At 68.1% G+C, this 16,228-nt stretch carries 13 protein-coding genes and 3 pseudogenes; 5 read left to right on the forward strand and 11 right to left on the reverse strand.

Annotated features, from left to right (window positions below; translation table 11 throughout):
* Positions 1-70: 70 nt before the first annotated feature.
* Positions 71-1,228 (reverse strand): helix-turn-helix transcriptional regulator, encoded by a 1,158-nt coding sequence (locus tag HUW46_RS43395; protein WP_215544454.1) that lies wholly within the window; start codon positions 1,226-1,228, stop codon positions 71-73.
* Positions 1,229-1,522: 294 nt separating this feature from the next.
* On the opposite strand from HUW46_RS43395, the gene HUW46_RS43400 reads away from it, so the two are divergent.
* The gene (locus HUW46_RS43400; protein ID WP_215544455.1) at positions 1,523-2,023 is read left to right on the forward strand and encodes an ATP-binding protein; all 501 of its coding nucleotides are present in this window, start codon (positions 1,523-1,525) and stop codon (positions 2,021-2,023) included.
* A gap of 40 nt (positions 2,024-2,063) precedes the next feature.
* The gene (locus HUW46_RS43405; RefSeq protein ID WP_215544456.1) at positions 2,064-3,350 is read left to right on the forward strand and encodes a hypothetical protein; all 1,287 of its coding nucleotides are present in this window, start codon (positions 2,064-2,066) and stop codon (positions 3,348-3,350) included.
* A 25-nt stretch (positions 3,351-3,375) separates the two neighbouring features.
* Here the strand turns inward: HUW46_RS43405 and HUW46_RS43410 are convergent, their stop codons facing one another.
* From HUW46_RS43410 to HUW46_RS49195, 4 genes and pseudogenes are all read right to left on the reverse strand, one after another.
* The gene (locus tag HUW46_RS43410; protein ID WP_215544457.1) at positions 3,376-3,816 is read right to left on the reverse strand and encodes a YdeI/OmpD-associated family protein; all 441 of its coding nucleotides are present in this window, start codon (positions 3,814-3,816) and stop codon (positions 3,376-3,378) included.
* A gap of 97 nt (positions 3,817-3,913) precedes the next feature.
* Positions 3,914-4,225: pseudogene (locus tag HUW46_RS49185) on the reverse strand (zinc-binding dehydrogenase); the annotation flags it as partial.
* Positions 4,198-4,503, reverse strand: a pseudogene (locus tag HUW46_RS49190) (BTAD domain-containing putative transcriptional regulator); the annotation flags it as partial. The pseudogenes HUW46_RS49190 and HUW46_RS49185, both read right to left, overlap by 28 nt.
* A pseudogene (locus HUW46_RS49195) lies at positions 4,434-4,670 on the reverse strand (AfsR/SARP family transcriptional regulator); the annotation flags it as partial. The pseudogenes HUW46_RS49195 and HUW46_RS49190, both read right to left, overlap by 70 nt.
* Before the next feature lie 504 nt (positions 4,671-5,174).
* Between HUW46_RS49195 and HUW46_RS43425 the strand changes: the two are divergent.
* The 3 genes from HUW46_RS43425 (at position 5,175) to HUW46_RS43435 (ending at position 8,353) form a co-directional block, all read left to right on the forward strand.
* On the forward strand, positions 5,175-5,330 hold the full coding sequence (locus HUW46_RS43425; RefSeq protein ID WP_215544458.1) for a hypothetical protein: 156 nt from the start codon (positions 5,175-5,177) through the stop codon (positions 5,328-5,330).
* 405 nt (positions 5,331-5,735) lie between these two features.
* Positions 5,736-7,586, forward strand: a complete 1,851-nt coding sequence (locus tag HUW46_RS43430; RefSeq protein ID WP_215544459.1) for an AfsR/SARP family transcriptional regulator — start codon at positions 5,736-5,738, stop codon at positions 7,584-7,586.
* A gap of 101 nt (positions 7,587-7,687) precedes the next feature.
* Complete coding sequence (locus tag HUW46_RS43435) at positions 7,688-8,353, forward strand: O-methyltransferase (RefSeq protein ID WP_215544460.1); 666 nt, start codon at positions 7,688-7,690, stop codon at positions 8,351-8,353.
* Here the strand turns inward: HUW46_RS43435 and HUW46_RS43440 are convergent.
* Genes HUW46_RS43440 through fabD form a run of 6 tightly spaced genes read right to left on the reverse strand, consistent with a single transcriptional unit; the run spans position 8,328 to position 16,226 of the window.
* Entirely contained in the window at positions 8,328-9,452 is a 1,125-nt protein-coding gene (locus HUW46_RS43440) for an HAD-IIIC family phosphatase (RefSeq protein ID WP_215550462.1), read from the reverse strand. The two genes, HUW46_RS43435 and HUW46_RS43440, sit on opposite strands and share 26 nt — an antisense overlap.
* A 31-nt stretch (positions 9,453-9,483) precedes the next feature.
* Positions 9,484-10,596, reverse strand: coding sequence for an acyl-CoA dehydrogenase family protein (locus tag HUW46_RS43445; RefSeq protein WP_215544461.1), 1,113 nt, complete (start codon positions 10,594-10,596; stop codon positions 9,484-9,486).
* Positions 10,586-10,870, reverse strand: a complete 285-nt coding sequence (locus HUW46_RS43450; RefSeq protein WP_254125536.1) for an acyl carrier protein — start codon at positions 10,868-10,870, stop codon at positions 10,586-10,588. Before HUW46_RS43450 ends, HUW46_RS43445 begins: the two co-directional genes overlap by 11 nt.
* Positions 10,867-11,730: a 3-hydroxyacyl-CoA dehydrogenase family protein gene (locus HUW46_RS43455; RefSeq protein ID WP_215544462.1), complete on the reverse strand. Its 864-nt coding sequence runs from the start codon at positions 11,728-11,730 to the stop codon at positions 10,867-10,869. The genes HUW46_RS43450 and HUW46_RS43455 overlap by 4 nt, the downstream gene beginning before the upstream one ends.
* 60 nt (positions 11,731-11,790) lie before the next feature.
* Positions 11,791-13,014 carry a cytochrome P450 gene (locus tag HUW46_RS43460; RefSeq protein WP_215544463.1) on the reverse strand — a complete coding sequence of 408 codons (1,224 nt, stop codon included), beginning with the start codon at positions 13,012-13,014 and terminating at the stop codon, positions 11,791-11,793.
* Positions 13,011-16,226 (reverse strand): ACP S-malonyltransferase, encoded by a 3,216-nt coding sequence (gene fabD, locus HUW46_RS43465; RefSeq protein ID WP_215544464.1) that lies wholly within the window; start codon positions 16,224-16,226, stop codon positions 13,011-13,013. The genes HUW46_RS43460 and fabD overlap by 4 nt, the downstream gene beginning before the upstream one ends.
* Positions 16,227-16,228 lie beyond the last annotated feature (2 nt).

A 16,228-nucleotide genomic window follows, 5' to 3' on the forward strand; every position in this document is an offset into this window, starting at 1 on the left:
TTTAGGCGGTTCGCGCACGCGATTCCATCTTTTCCCCTACCGGACAATAATTGTCATCGCGAATCCCCGTTCACGGCAGTGGCACCGGAATCGCGGTCAGCTCACCCCGACCACTGATCCCGAGCTTGCGGTACACGCTCGACAGGTGGAACTCGACGGTCCTCAGCGTCACCGACTGCCGCTCGGCGATTTCCCGGTTTCCCTGCCCCGCCCGCGCGAGCGCGGCGATGCGGCGCTCCTGGCGCGTCAGCACCGCACCGGGTCTCGCCACGCGCGCGGCGGCGGATCGCGCCACGACCGCCCACCGCCGGAACCCGGCTTCTTCCGCGGCCACCGCGATTTCCTCCAGTACCTCAACGGTTTCCGGACCGGCTCCCAGCGCGAGCGCGAGATCGTACCGAGCGCCCAGCAGCTCACCGGAAACCGGACCGTCCGCGAGCAGGTCGACCGCGCGGCGGTACGCCGCCACGTCACCGCCCGAAACGACGGCGACCGCGTACGACGCGATCCCGTTCGCCCGAGCGGTGCCCCATCTTCGCGCCGCCGCGAATTCCTGGCGTGCCAACGCACCCGCCAAATCGCGCCTGCCGAGCGAATGCGCGCTCAACGCCGCTCGGGAACGCCACGGCGAAACGGCGGGATTCACCACACCCCGTTCGAGGAGTTCCCTTCCCGCGGCAAGGAAATCCTCGCAGGCGCTGGCCCAGTCCCCGTTCGCGAACCGCAGCGCGCCCCGCGCCACGAGCACTTCGCACCGCCCGGTGCCGCGCTCGACAAGGCCGTCGTGATCCTGGCTCACCAGGAGGTCCTGTGCTTCACCCAGTTCGCCGAGATCCACCAACGCGGCGATCCGCCACGCCGTCGCCACCGCGCGCGACGACGGCGCGACACCGCGGTCCATCGCGTCCGCCAGCATCGCCGACGCACGGGCAGGGTCACCGCGTATCCACGCCAGCCGCCCGCCGAGAACCGTGAAAGCGCCAGCCCACCGTCCCGTTGCCGACGAACGCGCGTGATCGCAGTGCTCGGCCGCCTCGTCCACTTCCCCGGCGTAGGCGAGGACGAGCGCCGCGGACCACAGAGAACCGGGATCGCGCACCGATCCGAGCGCCCGTCTCGCCCCCGCGAGCGCCGCGGCGCGATCCGTGCCGCGGTTGGCGATCCGGACGGCGTCCAGTGCCGCGCCCGGCCCCGGCACGTGCACCGGGCCGATCGAGGTGCCACCCATCGCGTACGACACCTCCGCTCCGGGACGCCCTCGCCACCCGCGCCGATCATCCGGAGCGGATACGGATGACTGCGGACTGTAAGAACGCGTGCTGGCGCTTGTCAACACACTCGACGAGCACCGGGACACCTGTTCACCACCGCTGCCCGAACGTCCCCGCCGGGTGACCGAATCTCGGCATCCGTCGCGCGGCGTGTTCACCCCGGCTGGTTTCGGTCACTCATCGAGAAGTGGCAAGATGCGTGGCTCGGGCCGCCCCGCGGCTCGTGTCGCACGCCGACAGGGAAGGTTTTCTTGAGCGCGCACACCACCCAGATGGACGATCTCCGGCTCGTGGCGCAGCCAAGCGCGGTCCCGTGCGCCGAGTTGTTCGTCCGCGTGATCCTCGCCGACTGGTCACTCCTGCCGATGCTGGACCAGGTCACCGCGACGACCGGCCGCCTCGTCGGCGCCGTCGTCGACGAGGGCACCCCGTCCCGCCCGGCGTTCCTCACCGTGCGACTGCGGTTGAGAGAGGACGCGCTGGTGATCGAGGTCGACGACGACCTGCCCGATCCGGCGCCACCCCGGACCCGCCGCGGCGAACGGGTCGGCGTGGTGCCGAACCCGGCCGGTGGCCGGACCACGTGGTGCGAGCTGCCGCTGCCCGGCGGGCTCAACGCGGGCGCGGTGCGCCTCCCACACCGGAAGGAACGCCGCACCCTGGTGGACGAACCCGTGACCGGTGAGCCGGTCGCCGCGGATCCCGCCGTGCTCGAACGGTTGCTGGACCGCATGAGCGATTGGTCCGGCTGAGCGGAATCCCCCGCGGTCGCGTGCGTGCCAGGATGGGGCCATGACACCGCTACCGCACGAGCTCCCGTTCGTCGTGGACGTGCCCGAGACCGGATCCGTGCACCGGCACGGGGGTTTCGACCTCTACCGGCCGGACGGGCTCGACGGTCCGGCGCCGGTGGTGGTGTTCGTGCCAGGTCCGGTGCCGGCGGAACTTCCTGTGCCACCGAGGGAATGGCCGCTCTTCCAGGGGTACGGACGGGTGGTCGCCGGACGCGGGGTGCTCGCGGCCGTGCTCGACCTGCCCTACCACTCGCTCCCCGACGTGCCCGCCGTCCGCGGCGAATTCGCCGCGCGCGTCGAATCCGTGCGCACACTGCCCGAAGTCGACTCCGCCCGCGTCGCGGTGTGGGCGTTTTCCGGCGGTGGCCTGCTGGTCAAGCACTGGCTCGCGGAGTCCCCGGAGTGGTTGCGGTGCCTCGGCCTGACCTACCCCGTCCTCGGCACGGACGAGGACGATCACGTGTCCCAGCCGCACGACGGGCTCCCGGTCGTGCTCACCAGGGCAGGGCTCGAAGATCCGCGGTACCAGTCCTTTGTGGACGAGATCGCCGACGCGGTGCGGCGCGTCGACGTACCCGACGGGCGGCACGGCTTCGACATCGCCGACCACACCGACCAGTCCCGGCGAGCCGTGCTCGACGCGGTCGAGTTGGTGGTCGGCTCGGTCAGAGAGCAGTTCGCCGCGCCGTCGTGGTTCACCGGGATCGCCGCCGCCCTGATCGACGGTCTCCCTCCGGCGGAGGCCACACGGTGGGCCCGACGTGTCCACAGTGTACTCGCCGATTCCGGTGGCACAGTGCCCTTTTCCGTGGTGCACGCGTGGCACCGCGACACCGTCGCGCCGTTGCTCGGCGAGCCGGGCGTGGCGCTCGGAGCGCTGCACGCACGTGCCTTCGCCGGTGAAACGATCGGCGAAGCCGAATGGCACGAGGCCCTCCGCCCGGCGCTGGCGGCGGTCTACCGCCGGGCCTACGACTACGAAAAGGCCCACGCCACCGCGTCGGCGACGGCAACCGCCTATGCCGCCGCCAACGACTTCGGGCCGGACGAGACCACGCAGTTCGTCGAGCACTACGCGACACTCAACACCGACGCGAACGTCGAAGCCTTCGCCGAGGCGAATGCCATCGCGAACGCCCGCGCGCTCGCCGCGGCCTACGCGACGGCGGACGCGGACGCCTACGCCGCGGCCTTTCCTGCCGCGTACGCACGGGCCTGCGCGATCGCGAGCGGGGCCGAGGACGCGTACCGCTCCCTCGCCGACGGACTGGTGTCCCGCCTCTGAAATCCGCTTGGTGCGCGGCTCCCCGTCAGACCAGCTCTTCGAGGATCTTGAGGATCCGGCGTTCGCGGGTTTCCTCGCGCTTGGCCGACTCGACCGCGAACACGCGCTCCCGCTGCTTGCTGTAGGAAAGTGCGTCGAAGGCCGCACGGGCACCCGGATGCCGCTCGAGTGCCGCCGCCAGGGTGTCGGGGATCTCGACGGTGCGCTCCGCGGTGTCGAGCTCGACTTCGACTTCGACCTTCTCTCCCGCTTCGACACCGGCCGCGGCTCGGTTGCCTGCGTTGAGCGGCACCATGAACCGCGCGCCGTAGACCGCGACGGTGCTGCGGTAGGTGTGCTCGCCGACGGTGACCTTCACCCGCGGCTTCTTGCCCGCCCCCAACGCTTCGACTACTTCAGCGGGCACCTCGAAGCCGGTGGCTGTCTTCCCGCCCAGTTCGATCGTGGTGGTGAACTGGTGCGTCATCACTCCTCCGGTCCTCGTAAGTCGCGGCACCAGTATATCCACACTGGATATATCCGAGCCAGGGGTGTCCCACCACCGGATGGGCACACCGTCGACTTCAGACGGTGAGCACGAGCTTGCCTTCGAGATGACCGGCGTCGAGCAGCCGGTGCGCGTCGGCGATGCCCTCGAACGGGAACGTCTCCTGCACGTGGACCCGGAGCCTGCCCTGTGCTACAAGTTCGACGAGGCCCCGCAAGGCAACCGGGTCCGGGTCGACTCCGATGCCACTGAAACGCATGCCCGCCGCTTCGCACTTGGCGGTCCCGCAGCGGATGCCGCATTCATCATGCTCCGCGAGTCCGGGATCACTCGGGCGTGCTGTCCGAACGCGATCTCCACGTCGAACCGCTCCTCCACCGCGATCAGCCGGGCCTCGTTCAGGCTCACCGACTCGGCACGGGCGGACTTTCCGGGAATGTCCGACAGCGCCACACCACGCCACAACGCGTCGGCTTCACAAACCTTTTGCTCGCGTCGCCGAGAAGACCGAGCATCGCGGCTGACCGACCGCTTTCCACCCGGCTCCGGAACCGTTCGATGTCCGACTCCCCCGGCTCGAGCCGCAGCCGGTAGCCGTTCGGCTCTGTGATGATCCGGTCCATCCCGTCCGGGCCGATGGAGATCAGCTTCGCCCGAAGTCGGCATACGTACGAATGAACCGTCGCCGGTGTCGGAGGCGCTACGTCACCGCCCCACACCTCGTTCACCAGCAACTTGGCGCTGACCGGATTGTTAGCGTGGAGGACGAGGCTGACCCACACCGCCCTCGCGCGCGGGCCGCCAAGGCGAATCCTTGTTCCGCCGCTCTCCACTTCGAAGGATCCAAGAATGCGAAAATAAATTTGCTACCCCAAGCATAACAAAAAGATCGCACCAGCATAGCCGAACGGGCCTGCAAAGCCTGATTTTCGGATCAGGTCGGGATCGCGGGGAAACGCGTCGTCGCTACGCGTAAGCTCAGCGTTGGTTTCGTGGCACCTCACGCCAGCTTGCGTGCCGTCCCCCAATCACACAGAGTCATGCGCGCCGAATCCACGGCTACTCGCTCACCCCTTTCACAATCCTTTCAAGTGTGGAAGTCATCGACGGGCCTCTGCCGCAAGCAGTCGATCTCGACGCAGCCGGCCCGTCGACAGCAGGCCGCCTTCGAAAATGTGTTCGCACGACAGTTCGCGGAAGCGACTCGCCGAAGACTGCCCCCACCGCGCAACCGGATCGCTGCCTGTTGCGACACAACAAACTTCTGGTCACCATCGCGGGAGCGGCCCTGGGCAGCCCGCTGCGCCCGCTCGACCTCCGCCGCCAGGTGTGCCGACATGGCGCGCGACGACCCGTATGACTACGCATTGAGACCACCCAGCTACTCGATCGGTGAGATGACCGCGAAAGTATTGGAACGCAAAACGCTCTTCAAATACATCGAAGGCGGCCGGAACACCCGCCTCGGCGGGACCGACCCGGCACGACGGTGACCAACCGAACGATGACGCACACCGTGCGTCATCGTTCGACCTTGTGTTCGAGTCGATCGGAAGAGCTGGCAGCATGGTGAAAGCGCATGTAATCGAAGTGAACGGCGTATCTGACAAATATGGGATCGTTCAAGCCCTCCATACAACGCCCACACTGTAGGGTCGCCGAGGCTGTTCACGGCGACACGATACGGCCATCATGGCCAAGTCACATCTCGACCACAGAAAGGATAACGACGCGCGATCGTGTCCTGAAAGAAATATTTCGACCGGTTGGCCGAACACCCTGCGCGGCTGCGGCGGACCAAGTCCGCCGTACGACGCGGCCCGTGCGCGTTCCGCGGGCACAGCTGCCGCTCCGGGCTTCCGGCCATCCGGGACAGAGCGACTGGGGAGAGACGGAAGTTGGAGTTCAACCTGCTGGGACCACTGGAGATCGTCGGAGAGAACGGGCTTCTCGTCACCCCGTCTCGGCTCAAGGAGCGGGTACTGCTGGCGTTACTGCTGGTGAATGCCGGCCAAGCCGTGAGCGCGGCAGAAATCACCGATACTCTCTGGGGATCGACGCCACCGGCCTCGGCCCAGGCCAACCTCTATTCGTACGTCGCGTCGATCCGCCGCGGCCTGCAGAGCGGTTCCGCTCCCGGCGCGGCACGCGTCCGAACCGCCGGGGCGGGCTACCTGTTGGACGCCGCCCCAGCGGAGATCGACGCACTGCGGTTCGAGCGACTGACCGGCGACGGTACGCGGCTGCTGCACGATAATCGGCCGGTCGACGCGGTGCTGCGGTTGGAAGCGGCATTACAGCTCTGGCGGGGACGGGCGCTGATGGATCTGACCACCACCCCGGACATCTTCAAACTGGAGATCGCACGCCTGGACGACTTGAGGCTCGTCGCACTGGAGCACCTGACCGAGGCACGGATCGAGGCTGGCCAAGCCGATCAAGCGGCAGTCGAAGCGGCGGCTTTGGCGCAGGGTCATCCGACGCGCGAACGATTGTGGTACCTGCTCATGCTCGCCCGCTTTCGCGCCGGCAGACAAGCCGAAGCTCTCGCCGCCTACCAGCAGGCCTACCGAGCGCTCGAGCGCGAACTCGGCCTGCGGCCCGGCGACCAGTTGCGGGAACTGCAGCAGCGGATTCTTGCTGGGATCCCGGACACAGCGAGCAAGCAAACGCGACTCACCCCGCCCGACGGCGATCGCCCGCACCAGCCGCTCACCAGTGCCGCGTTGCTCGTCGGCCGCGACCGCGAACTGGAACTGCTGACGACATGGCACGCCGCGGCGACCGGCCCGACGTTCACCGGACTGCCGTTGCTCGCGGTGACCGGACCGCCTGGGGTCGGCAAGACAGCGCTGGCGGTTCATTGGGCACGATCCGTCTCGGACTGCTACCCCGACGGCCAAATCTTGATCGACCTGCGGGGCTACTCCACGCAAGCGCCGACGTCCACGCACGAAGCACTGACTCAACTCCTGGTCAGTCTCGGCGTCAACACCAACGACATCCCGTCGGAGGCCCACGCCGCGACGGCCCTGTATCGGTCGTCGATCTCCCAGCGGCGCGTGCTGATCATCCTGGACAACGCCGCGCACGCGGGCCAAGTCCGGGAGCTGTTGCCCGGCACGCCCGGCACGCTCGTGCTGGCTACCAGTCGCAACCGGCTCTCCGGCCTGGTTGCCGCCGATACCGCCACTCGCTTGTCGATCGGCGAGTTGACGACGCGCGAGTCGATCGCCATCCTCGGTGGAATCGCCGGCCAGCACCGGATCGAGGAAAACAGCGCCGCGGCTCATGAGCTCGCACGGCTCTGCAACGGACTGCCGCTGGCGCTCCGAATCGCGGCCGCCAACCTGCACAACAACCATTACCAAGGCGTCGCGGACTACGCGCGCCGAGTCGCGGACGACGTCCACTTGCGGGCACTGAGCCTGGAAGACGACGAGTCCTTCGGCGTGCGAAGCGCGTTCGACCTGTCATATCAACGACTTTCCCCGCCAGGGCAACGAGCGTTCCGAGTACTCGGTCTGCTCAAGGACCGGCGTTTCGGCGTCCGGCTCGTCGCCAACCTGCTCGGCGACGCCCCAGACCAGACGCAACAGGCCTTGACCGAGCTCGTAGCGGAGCACCTCGTCACTCGCGAGGCAGAGGACCGCTTCGCGATAGACGGCCTGATCCGTCGGTACGCCGTCATGCGATCGCGCGACGCGAGCCAACCGGTGCGAGAACTCCGGAGTGTCCAAAATGGATGACAGCCCCCTCGTACCGCGTGGCGGCGTCCTCCGTTCAATTGAGGGGAGGTTCGCGGTTCTTTTCCGCAACACCGCCCACCATATCTGATAGCATATGCTTCGTGGCGGATCAACTGGGGATTTCACCGGAATTACTGTCCTACATCCGGAAGTTGTCGTTGCGCGACGACGACATTGCACGCGAGCTGCGCGAATTCACGGACGAACTACCCATGGGGCAGACAATGCGGGTCATGGCCGAGGAGGCGCAGCTTCTCGGCCTCCTGGTTGGTATCACCGGAGCTCGCAACGTGCTGGAGATCGGAACGTTCACCGGGTACAGCACGCTCTGCATGGCCCGCGCCCTGCCGTCGGACGGGCGGCTGGTCACCTGTGACATCAACGCCAAATGGCCGGATATCGGCGCAGAATACTGGAATCGAGCCGGTGTGTCCGACCGAATCGAGGTCCGTGTCGGGGACGCCGCGGAAACGCTCACGACATTACTCACCGAACAGGGCGCTGACGCCTTCGATCTCGTTTTCATAGATGCCGACAAAACGAACTACAGAACCTATTACGAGCGATGTTTCCCACTGCTTCGGCCCGGTGGCCTCATCGTGGTCGACAACACCCTCTTCTTCGGGCGGGTCATCGACCCAGCCGCTCAGGACCCCGACACGGTCGCCGTGCGAGAGTTCAACTCCGCCCTCCACGACGACGACCGTGCCGACATATCCCTGCTCCCGATGGCCGACGGCGTCACGCTGGTCCGGAAGCGCCCCTGACGTCGGCCGCCACCCGCGCACCCGCGGCATCATCCCGGCTCGCGATCAGATCCGGCGCAACCAGGTCGATCGTCGCGGTCGGCGCCCGCGGGTCCGCGACGAGGTGCAGCCGTTGCAGGCCGTTGACATCCGTCTCTGGCAGCAGGCCGAGGCAGGCACAGCTCTCGTCGCCGAGGCCGGCGAAGCGGTAAGCGATCTCCATCATCCGGTTGCGGTCGGTCGGCCGGAAGTCGGCGACCAAGTGCACCGCGGCGCGCGCGGCCTCGTCGATGAGCCAGTTGATGATCGCCGCCCCTGCGCCGAACGACACCACCCGGCACGAGGTCGCCAACAACTTCAGGTGCCAGACATCCGAGTGGGTCGCGAGCAATAGCACACCGATCGCGCCGTGCGGCCCGAACCGGTCCGTCATCGACGCGACCAGGACCTCGTGGTCCGGATCGGCGATCAGCGCCCGCAGCACGGCGTCCGAGTAGTGCACACCGGTGGCATTCATCTGGCTCGTGCGCAGCGTGAGCTCCTCGACCCTGGACAACTGCTCGCCGGTCGCTCGCTCGATCCACATCCGCAGGTCGAGTGAGCGCAGGAACTCCTCCGCCGGGCCGGTGAACGACGATTGCTCCGCCTCCCGTTCAAGGCCGGCCTGATACATCCGGCGACGACGACGCGCGTCGACCGTGACGGCCTTCGGGCTGAACTCCGGCAGTTCCGCCAAGGCAACCACCTCGTCGGCGCCGTAGCACCGCACGTCAGGTAAGTGGAAATTGACCTCGGCCCGCTCGGCGGGCTGGTCGTCGACGAAGGCGACCGTCTCGTGCGCGAACCGCAGCTGGTCGGCGATCGCGCGCACGGACTCCGACTTCGGCCCCCAGCCGATCCAAGGCAGTACGAAGTACTCAGAGATCCCGAGCTCTTCCAGCTTGGCCCAGGCCAGGTCGTGATCGTTCTTGCTGGCGACCGACTGGAGTATTCCGCGGGAGTCGAGCGTGACGATCAGCTCCCGCACCGCCTCCGGCAACCGCACGTCGCCGTCTTCCAGCAACGTGCCCTGCCACAGCGTGTTGTCCAGATCCCAGACCAGACACTTCACCGTGGTCATTTCGTTGTGCACGGATTCCTCCCCAGTTCGATCAGTTCGCCGTGGCGACGGCGTGCTGGGCCAAGATGAGCTCGCACATCTCGTTGGTGCCTTCGATGATCTCCATGAGCTTCGCGTCGCGGTACGCCCTGGCGACAGCTCCTCCATCGTGCGCGGCCGCCGACGCCAGCACCTGCACCGCGGCGGCGGCGGCACCGGCCGCATTGGTCGCGCCCACGTGCTTGGCCAGCACGGTCGCGACCACCATCTCCGGTGATCCCGCATCCCAGCACGCGCTGGCGTGTTCGCAGGCACGGCTTGCCGTCTGCTCGGCGACGTACATCTCCGCGAGGTGGCGTGCGACCAACTGGTGCTCCGCCAGCGGCTTGCCGAACTGGCTGCGGGTCCGCGCGTGCCGGGACGACGCGTTCCGGCACGCGCGGAGGATGCCGACACATCCCCAGGCGACCGAGATCCGGCCGTACGCGAGTGCCGTGGTGACCAGCAGTGGCAACGGCAGCCCGGACCCACCGAGCACAGTGGACGAAGGCAGGCGGACCGCGTCGAACCGGATGTTCGCGTGCCCGGCGGCCCGGCAGCCCAACGGATCGGCCACCCGTTCGATGTGCACGCCAGGCGCGTCCGCCGGAACGACGACCGCGGCCGCGCCGCCGTCGCACTGGCCGAAGACGACCAAGACATCCGCGTAGGTCGCCGCGGTGACCCACACCTTCCGCCCGTCGAGGACCACCGAGTCCCCCGCGAATTCGATACTCGTCGACATGGCCGCCAGGTCCGAGCCCGCTTCCGGCTCGCTGAACCCGACCGCGGCGAGCCGCCCGCCGGTCAACTCCGGCAGCAACAGCCGCGCCTGTGGTTCGGTCGCGAGCCGCTGAACCGTCCATGCCGCCATTCCCTGCGAGGTCATCACGCTCCGTACCGAGCTGCAGAGGCTGCCCACGTATGCGGTGAACTCGCCGTTGTCTCGGCTGCTCAGGCCAAGACCACCGTGCGCCGAGGCGACTTGGGCGCACAGCAGGCCACGGGTGCTCAGCTCCCGCAGTACCCCGTCGGGGATCGTTCCGGCACGGTCCCACTCGCCGGCCCGGTCGCCGACGAGCCGCTCGACGAATGCGCGCTCGTCGGCGATCCGCTCAGGCGCCATCGACCCACACCGCCGCGGCGGGCGCATCGCGAAGCCGGAGCACCAACTCGGTCATCTGCCGCACGGTACGGAAGTTGTCCATCTTGAGGTCCGGTCCGACGATCGCCACCTGGAAGTTCTGCTCGAGGTACACGACCAGCTCCATGGCGAACATGGACGACACCAGCCCGGAGGCGAACAGGTCCTGTGTCGCGGGGACCTCAGCCTTCGTTCTCGTCTCCAGGAAGCTCCGCAGATCCTTCTCGATGGTGTCCCCGGTGATCTGATCAGTCACGACATCGCCTTTCCGTACTCGTAGAAACCATGGCCCGTCTTCCGGCCGAGATCACCGTCGCGCACCTTCTGCAGCAGCAGGTCGCACGGCTTGCAGTTCTGATCACCGGTCCGCTTGTACAGCGCGGCAAGGGAGTCGACGAGGTTGTCCAGCCCGATGAGGTCGGCGGTGCGCAGGGGGCCCGTCGGGTGGCCGAGGCATCCTTCCATCAACTCGTCCACCGCCTCCACCGTGGCGGTGCGCTGCTCCACGATCCGCGCCGCCGCGTTGATCATCGGGTGGAGCAGCCTGCTGGTGACGAAACCGGCGGCGTCGCCGACCAGGACCGCGCGCCGTCCCAGTGCCGTCAGCAGCGCAACCACGGCATCGACGGTGGCGTCGGCGGTTCGCGGACCCCGGCTGACCTCGACCATCCTGATCAGGTAGGAGGGGTTCATGAAATGAGTGCCGACTAGCTGTTCGGGCCGCGCGGTCCAGCCGGCCATCTCCGCGATGGGAATGCCCGAGGTGTTGGAGATCAGCGGGACACCCGGCCGCATCACAGCCGAAAGTTCGGCGAACACCTTCGCCTTCGTCCCGGCCGATTCAGTCACCGCCTCGATGACCGCCGTCGTGGGCCCGACCTCCGCGATCTCCGCGGTCGTGGTCAGCTCGCCCTGGCCGACCTCCGGCGGCAGCGCCCCCATCAGCTGGGCGTGCCTCAGCTGCTGACGGATCCGGTCCCGCGCGGTCTCCAGCGTCGTGTCGTCGATGTCGACGAGCACCACCGGGATCCCGTGGCCGAGCGCGAGTGCGGCAATTCCGGTGCCCATCACCCCCGCTCCCACGATGGCGATGCGATGATCGGTTGGACTGGTCATGTCGTTTCGGTAACTCCGTTCCGGGTCGGGTCCAAGTCGACGTTCCACAATGGACACGGCTCACAACCGGACCGGCAGCCGGGCAGGCCCGCGCAGGCTGATCCGGTCGTTCCACTCGACCTCCCCGTCCAGTCGCAACCCGGGAAAGCGCCGCACCAGCTCGCCGATGGCGATCTTGCCTTCGAGACGAGCGAGCGCCGCGCCGAGGCAGAAGTGGATTCCGCTGCCGAAGGAGAGCTGCCGGCGCGTGTTCGGCCGATCCACTCTCAGCCTCTCCGCGTCCGGTCCCCAAAACGCCTCGTCCCGGTTGGCCGAAGCCAGGTTGGCGAGAACGAACGACCGGGCGGGGATCACGTGCCCGCCGACTTCGTACGGCTCGAGGGTCACGCGTCTGCTGATGTGCACGGCTGTGTCGTAGCGCAGCAGTTCCTCGATCGCGTTGTCTTCCAGGTCCGGCCTGGCGCGCAAGAGCGCGAGCTGGTCCGGGTTGCGCAGCAGTGCGACAGTGCCGTTGGAGATCAGGTTCACGGTGGTCTCGTGACCTGCGACGTAGAGCAGCGTGACCTGGGCGACCAGCTCTTCACCGTTGAGCACGTCCCCGCCCTCCTCCGCCGCGAGCAGCGCGGTGAGCAGGTCGTCGCCCGGGTTGTGCCGCTTCCAGGCGACCGCCTCGCCGATCATCGCCGTCAGCTCCACGTCGGCGGCCTCGACCGAGCGCAGCACGTCAGGTCCGGTCACGGGTTCGACGGAGCGCATGAGCGTGTCGGTGAGTGCGCGCAACCGGTCTTCGTCGGTCGGCGGCATGCCGAGCATTCGCGAGATCACGGTGAACGGCAGCGGGAACGCGAGCGCGGGAACGAGGTCGCCGCCGCCATCGCAAGCGAGCTCGTCGAGCGCGTCGCCGACGAGGTCGCGGATCAGCGGTTCCATGCTCTCGATCGCCCGCGGTGTGAACACCTTGGCGACCAGCTTGCGCAGCCGGGTGTGAGCCGGCGGGTCCCGGTCGAGCATGGCGAGCCCGCTCAGCCGCGGCTCGATCGGGACGCCCGCGTACTCGTAGGTCTTGCGGAACGGCCCGGCGCCGACGTTGCGCTGTTCGACCGACATTCCCGACCGCAACAAGGCGTGGACGTCGTCGTAGCGGCTGAGCATCCAGAAGCCGAGCGGATGGTCGTGTACCGGCACTTCCCTGCGCAACTGGGCGTAGTGCGGGTACGGGTCGTTCTTGAACTCCGGTGTGAACGGATTGAAGATGACGGACTCGTTCGCCGGCACGGCGGTCATGGTGATCTCCTTGTTCGCGAGGCCTCGGTACGCCCGGTCGCCATCTGTTCCACGAGCCGCAGCCGCTCGGTGAGATGGGCTGCCGCACCCTCCATCAGGGTGTCGGCGATGGCCTCGATCGTGCGTGCCCGCCACCGATGCATCGCGGTGTGGGCGACGACCTCGTTGAACGCACCCATCGCCGGACCGCAGTGGACCAGATAGTCGACCTTCGATCGCCGATCGCCCGTGACCGCAAGCCGGAAGCCGCGCGTGAAGTACCCCCGCAACACCGCAGCCAGCGCCGCCTTCGGATCCGCGCCGGCGACCACCGCTGGAGCACGCTCGCCCGGCAGGCAACGGTCGAGTAGCTGAGCCTGGGTCTCGTCGTCGAGTTCGGCGAACGAACCGTGCCCGCGCCACAGCTCGTACAACCGGGCCGCCCTGGCGGGGAACAAGATTCCGCGCTTGAGGTAGCGCGCCCGCACACCGGCCTCGAACAGGTCACCCCATGGGGCGGTGTCGACGTCGTACTCCCGCGCCTCCTGGAGGACGTCCTTCACCGCGTCGCTGGTGGCCGCCTCCACCGAGCACTGGTTGACCGAACCGGTCAACACGAAATCGGCGCCCAGCAGGAAAGCCGCCGCGGCCGCCTCCGGGGTACCGATTCCCCCCGCACATCCGACGTGCACCCGGTGACCGGGTAGGGCCGCCTCGTCCCGAAGCCGGAGGACCGCCGGCAGCAGGGCCAGCAGATCCGCCGTGCCGGTCAGCCAGCCACCGTCCGCCTCGGCGCACAGGTCGTCCGCCATCGGCCGGTCCGCGGCGGCGATGGCCTCGCGCTCGGTCACCTTTCCCGCCTCCACCAGGCGGCGTACCAGTGGGCGCGGGGGCGGGGCGAGGAATTCGGCGGCGGCATCGGTCCTGGACACCTTCGCGACGATCCGGCACCCCTTCAGCCGTAAGCGGGCCAATTCCTCGGTGATCAACGGATAACCGGACACCTCGACCAGACCGGCACCGTGCCGCAGCAGCACGTCGACCAGCGCAGCCTCCGACGCTCCGTGCTGGTAGAGCAGATTGACCCCGAACGCTCCGTCGGTCCCGAGATCGTCGGCCAGTCCCCGCAGCTCGCGCTCGACCTCATCGGTGGTGAGCCCTCCGGTTCCGAGGAAGCCGAGCAGACCCGCCTTGGCGGCGGAGCGCAGCATCTCCCTGCCGGACACGCCGCCATACATCGACCCGACCAGGTAAGCGCGCCGAAGCCCGTACCGTTCCCGGAAGCTGGCCGCGCCGAGCGTATCGGCGGTGAGCGTCGCCGTGCCTGCGGCGGCAGGCCGTAAGCCGCCGGCAGGCGAAGCCGTAGGGGCGGTCGCCGAGGGCTCGGCCGCCGGTAGCGGCGGCCCGGCGGCCACGATGCGCTTGACCAGCTTGGTCAGCACCTGACCTGGCCCGAGTTCCACGAACTCGAAATCGCCTCGCCCCATCAGTCTTCGCACGGTGTCGGTCCACCGCACCGGCGAAGTGATCTGCGCCGTCAGCCGCTCGTTGAGCGTGTCGGCGGTGTACGGCATGGCATCGACGTTGGCGAGTACCGGGATCGACGGCTGGCGCAGGGTGAACTCGTCGAGGAAGCGTCCGAACGCCTCGGCAGCCGGACGCATGTAACGGGAGTGCAGTGGTGCGCTGACGTTGAGCCGCACGGTTCGCGCGCCCACGGCCTCGAACGCGGAACAGGCCTCGTCCATCCGCTCGGCCGGACCGGAGACGACGAACTGGTCCATCGCGTTGTAGTTGGCCAGGTCCAGGCTCTCGAGGCCGGAATCCCGCAGAGCCCGCGTGACGGTTCCCTCGTCCACTCCGACCACCGCCACCATCGAGCCGCCGGTGGCCGCGGCCATCACCGCGCCGCGGCGCTGCACCAGTCGCAGCCCGGTCTCGAAGTCGAAGACCCCGGCGGCGAACAGAGCGACGTACTCGCCGAGGCTGTGCCCGATCAGGTAGTCGGGCGGCACGGGGTCCTGATCGATCCGGTCGAGGTAGGCAAGCGCGCCGACCACGTAGAGCGCGGGCTGTGTGAACTCCGTGCGGCCCAGCCGGCGCTCCGGGTCTGCCAGGCACAGCTCTTCGATCGAGTAGCCGAGCACCCGGTCGGCGGTCGCTGTCTCGACGGGGAACCGGTCGAACAGCCCCTTGCCCATCAACTTCCGCTGCGACCCCTGTCCGGGGAACCCGTAGACCTTCATTCCGTGCGCCTTTCTGACCTGTCGCATCGGAGCAGCACGCGATCGCACCTGCTCCAGCAGATCGGTGTCCTTGCTGAACGGGTTCAAAAGCGGCAGCGACTCCGAGCTCGTCCCCGGCGGGAGGTGGAAGCGCACGAAGTTGTGCAGGCTGCTCGAGGGGCCGAGGTCGAGGTAGCGGAACTCGCCCCGGCCCCGCAGCCGGGCCATCGCCTGCCCGAACTCGACCGGCCGCCTGGCCACGTGCCGGAAGTGTTCCGCAGTCGGCCGCTGCACCAACGCGCCGTCCACGCAGGAGGTCCAGGGGATCCGAGGCGGCGCGAACCGCACCCCGGCGAAGTGGTCCCGGCATCGGTCCAGCACTTCGTCGATCAAGTGGGAATGGAAGGCGTACTCGACCGGCAGGCGGAGGAACGGCACATCCGCATCGTGGAGAGCCACCTCCGCACGGGCGAGCGCCTCTCGCGTCCCCGCGACGACGAAGTTGCCCGGGTAATTTCGGGCGGCTATCTCGCACTCGCGCAGTTCCGGAACCCGGTCCGCTACTTCGAGCTCGGCGAGCACCGCGAGCATTCCACCGGGCGGGCCGGTGCGCAGTGCGGTGGCCTGCCGGGTCAACGACCGCAGGCAGTCGACCGCGTCCATGCTGCCGGCCACGACAGCCGCCGCGTACTCGCCGAGGCTGGCGCCGAGGACGTGGTCCGGCGTTATCCCGAGCGCGGACAGCGTCTCCACCAGCGCGAGCTCGACCATGACGATGGCAGGATGGGTGATCCTGGTGTCGATCAGGACGTCGCCCTTGGACTTCGCCGGGTCGTGGATCCGTGCGAGTACCGACTCGCCGGTTTCCGCAGCCACCACCGCGTCGTACCGGCACAGTGCCGCGCGGAACACCTCGTTGTCGTCGTAGAGGCCTTTGCCCATCTGGTAGTACTGCGAACCCTGTCCGGGGAACATGAACACGACGGGCAGCTCAGCCGGTGTGCGCATGT

It is taken from the genome of Amycolatopsis sp. CA-230715, assembly GCF_018736145.1.
Taxonomy (GTDB): Bacteria; Actinomycetota; Actinomycetes; order Mycobacteriales; family Pseudonocardiaceae; genus Amycolatopsis.

Bases quoted from the DNA above. Each gene is read 5' to 3' on its own strand.
- HUW46_RS43395 (WP_215544454.1), bottom strand. From the start codon at position 1,228: ATGGGTGGCACCTCGATCGGCCCGGTGCACGTGCCGGGGCCGGGCGCG.
- HUW46_RS43405 (WP_215544456.1), top strand. From the start codon at position 2,064: ATGACACCGCTACCGCACGAGCTCCCGTTCGTCGTGGACGTGCCCGAG.
- HUW46_RS43410 (WP_215544457.1), bottom strand. From the start codon at position 3,816: ATGACGCACCAGTTCACCACCACGATCGAACTGGGCGGGAAGACAGCC.
- HUW46_RS43425 (WP_215544458.1), top strand. From the start codon at position 5,175: ATGGCGCGCGACGACCCGTATGACTACGCATTGAGACCACCCAGCTAC.
- HUW46_RS43440 (WP_215550462.1), bottom strand. From the start codon at position 9,452: ATGACCACGGTGAAGTGTCTGGTCTGGGATCTGGACAACACGCTGTGG.
- HUW46_RS43445 (WP_215544461.1), bottom strand. From the start codon at position 10,596: ATGGCGCCTGAGCGGATCGCCGACGAGCGCGCATTCGTCGAGCGGCTC.
- HUW46_RS43455 (WP_215544462.1), bottom strand. From the start codon at position 11,730: ATGACCAGTCCAACCGATCATCGCATCGCCATCGTGGGAGCGGGGGTG.
- HUW46_RS43460 (WP_215544463.1), bottom strand. From the start codon at position 13,014: ATGACCGCCGTGCCGGCGAACGAGTCCGTCATCTTCAATCCGTTCACA.
- fabD (WP_215544464.1), bottom strand. From the start codon at position 16,226: ATGCGCACACCGGCTGAGCTGCCCGTCGTGTTCATGTTCCCCGGACAG.